Origin of the sequence: uncultured Aquabacterium sp. (assembly GCF_947366995.1) — a bacterium.
In the GTDB taxonomy this organism is placed as follows: Bacteria; Pseudomonadota; Gammaproteobacteria; order Burkholderiales; family Burkholderiaceae_C; genus Aquabacterium.
Genome location: NZ_CANBCC010000104.1, coordinates 1 through 8,212, shown reverse-complemented (window position 1 = coordinate 8,212; position 8,212 = coordinate 1). Strand labels below are relative to the sequence as shown.

At 65.2% G+C, this 8,212-nt stretch carries 6 protein-coding genes; 5 read left to right on the top strand and 1 reads right to left on the bottom strand.

The genetic code is table 11. The features are described 5' to 3' along the window. The first annotated feature begins 163 nt into the window (after positions 1-163). The 5 genes from grpE to Q0Z44_RS17675 all read left to right on the top strand — a co-directional run bounded on the left by grpE (position 164) and on the right by Q0Z44_RS17675 (position 6,543). Positions 164-703 (top strand): nucleotide exchange factor GrpE, encoded by a 540-nt coding sequence (gene grpE / locus Q0Z44_RS17695; RefSeq protein ID WP_298015231.1) that lies wholly within the window; start codon positions 164-166, stop codon positions 701-703. A gap of 145 nt (positions 704-848) precedes the next feature. Next, entirely contained in the window at positions 849-2,792 is a 1,944-nt protein-coding gene (gene dnaK / locus Q0Z44_RS17690) for a molecular chaperone DnaK (RefSeq protein WP_298015229.1), read from the top strand. A 138-nt stretch (positions 2,793-2,930) separates the two neighbouring features. Next, a complete protein-coding gene (gene dnaJ, locus Q0Z44_RS17685; RefSeq protein WP_298015227.1) occupies positions 2,931-4,064 on the top strand; it encodes a molecular chaperone DnaJ in 1,134 nt (377 codons plus the stop codon). Between the two features lie 209 nt (positions 4,065-4,273). Then, on the top strand, positions 4,274-5,914 hold the full coding sequence (locus Q0Z44_RS17680) for a tetratricopeptide repeat protein (RefSeq protein WP_298015225.1): 1,641 nt from the start codon (positions 4,274-4,276) through the stop codon (positions 5,912-5,914). A gap of 5 nt (positions 5,915-5,919) precedes the next feature. Next, a complete protein-coding gene (locus Q0Z44_RS17675; RefSeq protein WP_298015223.1) occupies positions 5,920-6,543 on the top strand; it encodes a HAMP domain-containing sensor histidine kinase in 624 nt (207 codons plus the stop codon). Positions 6,544-6,549: 6 nt separating this feature from the next. Here Q0Z44_RS17675 and Q0Z44_RS17670 read toward each other — a convergent pair. Further along, positions 6,550-8,212: aminotransferase class I/II-fold pyridoxal phosphate-dependent enzyme (locus tag Q0Z44_RS17670; protein WP_298015221.1), on the bottom strand; the 1,663-nt coding region annotated here is incomplete at its 5' end.

The window sequence follows — 8,212 nt, the reverse complement described above, 5'->3', positions numbered from 1 at the left end:
ACCGGCGCCAGCTGGCGGACTGGCAACGGTGGTCCGCCAGCGTCGACGAGCGCTGAACCTCATTTTTTTCCGACAAGGCACATTTTTTGGTGACGGCCTCTTGAAAGCCGCTGCCTGGCCCTGATCTACCCCAGGTTTTCGCATCCAACCCACACAAGCAGAGATGAGCGACACCGCCCACACGCCCGAACAGGCCCCCGAGGCCGCCCCGTCGGCCACGCCCGACGCTGCCTCCTCGATCGAGCAGCAACTTGCCGAGCTGCAGGCCAAGCACGCCGAAGTGGCCGATGCCTACCTGCGAGCCAAGGCCGAGGCCGAAAACGTCCGCCGCCGCGCGGAAGACGAAATCAGCAAGGCCCGCAAGTTCGCCGTCGAGTCGTTCGCCGAAAGCCTGCTGCCCGTGCGCGATAGCCTGGAAGCCGCCCTCGCCACGCAAGCCGCCAAGCCCGACACCCCGGTCGAGACCGTGCTGGAAGGCGTTCAGGCCACGCTGCGCCAACTGGCGTCGGCCCTCGAGCGCAACAAGGTGCTGGAGATCAACCCCGCGCAAGGCGCCAAGTTCGATCCCAATCTCCATCAGGCCATCAGCATGGTGCCCGCCGACCAGGAAGCCAACACCGTGGTGGGCGTCCTGCAGAAGGGTTATTCGATCGCCGACCGCATCCTGCGCCCGGCCCTCGTGACGGTGGCCGCACCGAAGTGACGCTTGCGCAGCCGCTGGGGCGGAGTTTGCTGAAGATCAAATCGGCCGCCTCTTGAAAAACCCCACGGCGCACGCACTTACCCGATCAAGCGGAAGCCATCGCTTCCAGACACACAGATTCAGATTCCGTTAGGAGCAGACCAACATGGGCAAGATCATCGGTATTGACCTGGGCACCACGAACTCGTGCGTGGCCATCATGGAAGGCAACACCACCAAGGTCATCGAGAACAGCGAAGGTGCGCGCACCACGCCGTCGATCATCGCGTATCAGGAAGACGGCGAGATCCTGGTGGGTGCCTCGGCCAAGCGCCAGGCCGTCACCAACCCCAAGAACACGCTGTACGCGGTGAAGCGCCTGATCGGCCGCAAGTTCACCGAAAAGGAAGTGCAGAAGGACATCGACCTGATGCCCTACACCATTGCCGCCGCCGACAACGGCGACGCCTGGGTGGAAGTGCGCGGCAAGAAGCTGGCGCCCCCGCAGGTGTCGGCCGAAGTGCTGCGCAAGATGAAGAAGACCGCCGAAGACTACCTGGGTGAAGAAGTCACCGAGGCCGTCATCACGGTGCCGGCCTACTTCAACGACGCCCAGCGTCAGGCCACCAAGGACGCCGGCCGCATCGCCGGTCTGGACGTCAAGCGCATCATCAACGAGCCCACCGCGGCTGCCCTCGCCTTCGGCCTGGACAAGACCGGCAAGGGTGATCGCAAGATCGCCGTGTACGACCTGGGTGGCGGCACGTTCGACGTGTCCATCATCGAGATCGCCGACGTGGACGGCGAAAAGCAGTTCGAAGTGCTGTCGACCAACGGCGACACCTTCCTGGGCGGTGAAGACTTCGACCAGCGCATCATCGACTACATCATCGGTGAGTTCAAGAAGGAATCCGGCGTCGATCTGACCAAGGACGTGCTGGCCCTCCAGCGCCTGAAGGAAGCCGCTGAAAAGGCCAAGATCGAGCTGTCGAACTCGTCGCAGACCGACGTGAACCTGCCGTACATCACGGCCGACGCCACTGGTCCGAAGCACCTGAACATCAAGCTGACCCGCGCCAAGCTGGAAAGCCTGGTCGAAGAGCTGATCGAGCGCACCATCGCGCCTTGCCGCACCGCCATCAAGGACGCTGGCGTGGCCGTGGGTGACATCGACGACGTGATCCTGGTCGGCGGCATGACCCGCATGCCCAAGGTGCAGGAGAAGGTCAAGGAGTTCTTCGGCAAGGAGCCCCGCAAGGACGTCAACCCGGACGAAGCCGTCGCCGTGGGCGCCGCCGTGCAGGGCCAGGTCCTGTCGGGCGACCGCACCGACGTGCTGCTGCTGGACGTGACCCCGCTGTCCCTGGGCATCGAGACCCTGGGTGGTGTCATGACCAAGATGATCAGCAAGAACACCACGATCCCGACGAAGTTCGCACAGACCTTCTCGACCGCCGACGACAACCAGCCGGCCGTGACGATCAAGGTGTTCCAGGGCGAGCGTGAAATGGCCTCGGGCAACAAGATGCTGGGCGAGTTCAACCTCGAAGGCATCCCGCCCGCACCGCGTGGCGTGCCCCAGATCGAAGTGGCCTTCGACATCGACGCCAACGGCATCCTGCACGTGAGCGCCAAGGACAAGGGCACGGGCAAGGAAAACAAGATCACCATCAAGGCGAACTCGGGTCTGTCGGAAGACGAGATCCAGAAGATGGTGAAAGACGCCGAACTGAACGCCGCCGAGGACAAGAAGAAGCTCGAGATCGTGCAGGCCAAGAATCAGGGCGATGCCATGGTGCACAGCGTGCGCAAGTCGCTGACCGAGTACGGCGACAAGCTCGAAGCCGGCGAGAAGGAAAAGATCGAGGCTGCGATCAAGGACGTCGAGGAAGCGCTCAAGGGCGAAGACAAGGACGACATCGAGGCCAAGACCAACGCCCTGATGACTGCCAGCCAGAAGCTCGGTGAGAAGATGTACGCCGACATGCAGGCCGCCCAGGGTGCCGCCGGCGCTGCTGGTGCCGCCGGTGCCGACGCCGGCGCAGCCGACAGCAAGCCTGCCGACGACAACGTGGTCGACGCCGAGTTCAAGGAAGTCAAGAAGGACTGATCGGGAGCGGGCCTCGGCCCGCGCGTCGGCAGGGCACAGGCCGTGTGAGCAACGCGCTCGCACCCTGTGCCTTTGTCGAATCCGGGGCCCGGCGGCACTGTGCTGCCTGGCCTCCCTTCGCCACCGCCTGGAATCCACATGGCAAAACGCGATTTTTATGAAGTCCTTGGCCTGGCCAAGGGCGCGTCGGAAGACGAGATCAAGAAGGCCTACCGCAAGCTGGCCATGAAGTACCACCCTGACCGCAACCAGGGTGAGAAGGCCAAGGAGGCCGAAGAGCAGTTCAAGGAGGTCAAAGAAGCCTACGAGATGCTCTCCGACCCCAAGAAGAAGGCCGCCTACGACCAGTACGGCCACGCCGGCGTCGACCCCAACATGGGCGGCCGTGGGGGGCCGGAGGGCTTCGGCGGCTTTGCCGACGCCTTCGGCGACATCTTTGGCGACATCTTCGGCCAGGGCGCTGGTCGCCGTGGCGGCGGTCCGCAGGTCTACCGTGGCAGCGACCTGTCGTACGCCATGGAGATCACGCTGGAGGAAGCCGCCGCCGGCAAGGACACGCAGATCCGCATCCCCGCGTGGGATGAGTGCGGCGTGTGCCACGGTTCGGGCGCCAAGCCTGGCACCAGTGCCAAGACCTGCCCGACCTGCAATGGCTCGGGCACGGTGCACATGCGCCAGGGCTTCTTCAGCGTGCAGCAGACCTGCCCGCACTGCCAGGGCACCGGCAAGGTGATCCCCGAGCCGTGCACGGCCTGTCACGGCCAGGGCCGCGTCAAGAAGACCAAGACGCTCGAAGTGAAGATCCCGGCCGGCATCAACGAGGGCATGCGCATCCGCTCGGCCGGCAACGGCGAGCCGGGCACGAATGGCGGCCCGGCGGGCGACCTCTACATCGAGATCCGCATCAAGCAGCACGACATCTTCGAGCGTGACGGCGACGACCTGCATTGCTCGGTGCCGGTGCCGCTCACCACGGCGGCACTCGGTGGCAGCATCGAGGTGCCCACGCTGGGCGGCAAGGCCGAGATCGAGATCCCCGAAGGCACACAGCACGGCAAGACCTTCCGCCTGCGTGGCAAGGGCATCAAGGGCATCCGCTCCAGCTATCCGGGAGACCTCTACTGCCACATCGTGGTCGAGACGCCGGTCAAGCTCACAGAGCACCAGCGCAAGCTGCTGAAGGAACTGGACGAGTCCTTCAGGAAGGGCGGCGAGAAGCATTCGCCGAACTCCAAGAGCTGGACCGACCGCGTGAAGAACATCTTCAAGTGATGAGACACACAGGGCGGCTTGCCCGCCCTGCTCCCTCAACGGCGCCCGCGTGGCGCCGTTTTTCCTGGTGAAACGACGGCCGTATTTCCCAGCCCTCAAGTTCCGTTTCAGCATGCCGAAAAACAGACCGTGGTAGCCCGGGCGAGCCTTCCGCCCATCGGCATGGCGCGCGGCCACAGGCGTGCCGGCGCAGACGAGAGAGTGCCCCTATGGCGATCGTGACCCCCTACTCCCACCTCACCGCACTGATCGTGGACGACATGTCCACGCAGCAGACCACGCTGCGCGGCCAGTTGAACCAGATCGGCATCGGCAAGGCCGACGTGGCCGCGAATGCCGAGGACGCCACGCGGTTGATACGCAGCCGGCGCTACAACCTGATCCTGTGTGACTTCAACCTCAACCACAAGTCCGACGGGCAGCAGTGGTTCGAGTACCTGCGCGACCAGAACCTGCTGCCGGCCGACTGCCTGTTCTTCATGGTAACGGCCGAGAGCGCCTACGCCCAGGTCGCGGCGGCCACCGAGCATCACCCGGACGCGTACCTGCTCAAGCCCATCACCGCCAGCGACATTGAGGACCGCCTGAAGTCGCAGCTGGAAAAGCGCGAGGCCCTGCTGTCCATACACCAGTGCCTCACCAAAGATGACCTGGCTGGCGCGGTGGCCGCGTGCGATCGCATCCTGGGCCAGCGCAGCCGCTGGGCCATGGCCGCGCTGCAGGCCAAGGGCAAGGCCCTGCTGCAACTGGGGCGCCATGAGGACGCCAAGCAGGTCTACCGCATGGCGCTGGAACACCGCCCCGGCCTGATCTGGGCCCAGCTGGGTCTGGCCCGCGCGCACAAGGCCGCAGGCCAGTTCGAAGAGGCCCGCCAGATCGCCCAGGAAATCATCCACTCGCCGGAAGGCGAAAAGAACGTGGCGGCCTACGACGTGGTCGCCGAGGCGCTGGAGGCCCAGGGTGACCCGAGCGGCGCGCTGTGGGTGCTGCGGGACGCGGCGGCCGTGGTGCCGTCTGCGCGGCGGCAGCGGCTGGTGGGCGAAAGCGCCTACCGCAACGGCGACCTGGACACCGCCAGGGAATGCATGCAGAAGGTGGCCAAGGCCACCAAGGGCTCGGTGATCGCACAACCCCAGGACACCCTGCTGCTGGCCCAGACCCTGGTCGACAAGGGCGAAGCCGCAGACGCCCTCAAGGTGCTGAGCGAGGGCGACAGCACCTACCGGACCAACCCGGCCTTCGGCAGCGTCTCTCTGGCCATTCAGACGCAGGCGCACATCCGCAATGGCAATGCGGCGGAAGCAGAAAAGACGATGCGCCGGGCGCGCGAAACCTTGCGCAAGGGCAAGGCCGACTTCGCCACCATTGCGCTGGCCAAGGCCGAGCTGATGGCGGGCAACGAAGAGGCCGGACTGAAGCTGCTGGAATCGGCCGTCTCGGCGGACCACGAAAACCCTCGGGTCAAGCAGATGATCGGCAACGCGCTGCGCGACACGGGTCATGAAGACAAGGTGGAACAGCTGATTGCCGGCGCGGCCGCGGCCCTCGAGAACAAGGTCAAGGACGCCCGCAAGCTGCTGCGCGACAGCCAGGTCGAGGAGGCCGTGCTGGCCATCGAAGAGGCGGTGAAGGACTACCCCGAGAACACCGGGGTGCTGCTGCAGGCGGCGCAGATCAACTGCATGGCGCTGCGCCTGAAGAAGGAGCTCAACCCGGCCCGCGTCGACAAGGTGCGCCTCTACCTCAGCCGGCTCGAGAAGTTGATGCCTGCCAACGACCGTGTCACCATGATGCGCCGTTACTTCCGCGAGACCGTGAGTGCCCTGGAGGGCGACGGTCTCCCGCGCTGATTGCCATGAGCACGCCCCTCGCACTGATTGCCCATGACCTCAAGAATGCCTTGGGGGTGCTCGAGTGCGAGCTGGCTGCCATGATCGACGACCCCACGCCCGTGGGCGCCGAGACGGCCCATCAGCACTGCGCGGAACTGAGGCGCCAGTTCACGCAGTTCCTCACGTTGTACAGCGCCGAGTCGGGTCAGTTGCATGCGCTGTGTGAGGACGAGTCGCCTTCCGACCTGCTGAACTACCTGCAACAGGTCTGGCAGCTCAAGGCCAACGCCGAGGGACGGCCGGTCGAGTTCAGAATCGAAGCCGACCCGCTGGCACCGCCCTTCTGGTATTTCGATCGCCGCCTGGTTCAGCTGGCGCTCGATGCGGCGCTTCACAACGCCCTGCGGTTTGCCACACGCGCCGTGCGGCTCAGCGTCGTCGAGGAAGCTGGCTGGCTGGTCTGGCGCATTCGTGACGACGGTGCAGGGCTCAGCGCGGCCGACCCGGGTGCCACGCATGCCACTGGCCTCGGCACCGCCCTCAGCCGCGCCGTGGCCGAGGCTCACCGCAGCGGCGAGCGCCAGGGCCAGGTTTCCCTGACCCCCGACGCGGCTGGTGGCGCCGCGTTCACGCTACGCCTGCCCTGATGTGCCTCAGGCTTCGGCCTTGACGCAATCCACGTAGTAACGTCGCGCGCCACCCGGCAGCTCTTCCGACACCAGGCCGTGCACATCCGTGGCAAAGCCGGGGAAGGCCACATTGAAGCTCTGCGTGAACTTCAGGAAGTCGACGATCTTGCGGTTGAAACGCTCGCCCGGGATCAGCAGCGGGATGCCCGGCGGGTACGGCGTCAGCAGCGCGGTCGTGATTCGGCCTTCGAGCTGGTCGATGTCGACGCGCTCGGTCTGGCGGCGGGCAATGCAGGCGTAGGCGTCGCTCGGCTTCATCGCCGGCTCCAGGCCCGACAGGTACACGTCCGTCGTCAGGCGCGCGATGTCGCCCTTGGCATAGGCCTCGTGCACGGCCTGGCACAGGTCGCGCAGGCCCATGCGTTCGTACATCGGGTACTTCTGGCAGAACTCGGGCAGCACGCGCCACATCGGCTGGTTGCGGTCGTAGTCGTCCTTGAACTGCTGCAGCGCGGTCAGCATCGTGTTCCAGCGGCCCTTGGTGATGCCGATGGTGAACATGATGAAGAACGAGTACAGGCCCGTCTTCTCGACCACCACGCCGTGCTCGGCGAGATACTTGGTGACGATGCTCGCCGGGATGCCGCTCTTGGCGAACTTGCCCGACATGTCGAGGCCCGGCGTGATGATGGTCGACTTGATCGGGTCGAGCATGTTGAAGCCTTCGGCCAGGTTGCCGAAGCCATGCCACTTCTCGTTGGCCTTGAGCACCCAGTCCGACGGCTTGCCGATGTCTTCGGCCACCAGCTTGTCCGGGCCCCAGACCTTGAACCACCAGTCCTTGCCGTAGTCCTTGTCGACCTTGCGCATGGCACGACGGAAGTCCAGCGCTTCCTTGATCGACTCTTCGACCAGCGCCGTGCCGCCCGGAGGCTCCATCATCGCCGCGGCCACGTCACAGCTCGCGATGATCGCGTACTGTGGCGAGGTCGAGGTGTGCATCAGGTAGGCCTCGTTGAACAGGTGGCGGTCCAGCGGCACCGTCTGCGAGTCCTGCACCAGCACGTGCGAAGCCTGCGAGATGCCCGCCAGCAGCTTGTGGGTCGACTGCGTGGCGTACACCACCGAAGTCTGCGGACGTGCGCGGCCCTTGCCCATGGCGTGGTACATGCCATAGAACTTGTGGAAGGCGGCGTGCGGCAACCAGGCTTCATCGAAGTGCAGGTTGTCGATCCAGCCGTCGAGCATGCCCTTGATGGTCTCGGTGTTGTAGAGCACGCCGTCATAGGTGCTCTGCGTGATCGTGAGGATGCGCGGCTTGGCCTTCTTCGCGTCCACGCCCTTGAGCAGCGGGTTGGCAGCGATCTTTTTGCGAATGGTGTCCGGCTCGAACTCGCTCTTGGGGATCGGGCCGATGATGCCAAGGTGGTTGCGCGTGGGCGTCAGGAACACGGGGATGGCCCCGGTCATGATGATGCTGTGCAGGATGGACTTGTGGCAGTTGCGGTCCACCACGACGATGTCGCCGGGGGCCACGGTGTGGTGCCACACCATCTTGTTCGACGTCGACGTGCCGTTGGTGACGAAGAAGCAGTGGTCGGCGTTGAAGATGCGCGCGGCGTTCTTCTCGGACTCGGCGACCGGGCCGGTGTGGTCCAGCAGCTGGCCCAGCTCTTCCACGGCGTTG

Coding starts and splice junctions, on each gene's coding strand:
- dnaJ (WP_298015227.1), top strand. CDS start 2,931: ATGGCAAAACGCGATTTTTATGAAGTCCTTGGCCTGGCCAAGGGCGCG.
- Q0Z44_RS17675 (WP_298015223.1), top strand. CDS start 5,920: ATGAGCACGCCCCTCGCACTGATTGCCCATGACCTCAAGAATGCCTTG.
- grpE (WP_298015231.1), top strand. CDS start 164: ATGAGCGACACCGCCCACACGCCCGAACAGGCCCCCGAGGCCGCCCCG.
- dnaK (WP_298015229.1), top strand. CDS start 849: ATGGGCAAGATCATCGGTATTGACCTGGGCACCACGAACTCGTGCGTG.
- Q0Z44_RS17680 (WP_298015225.1), top strand. CDS start 4,274: ATGGCGATCGTGACCCCCTACTCCCACCTCACCGCACTGATCGTGGAC.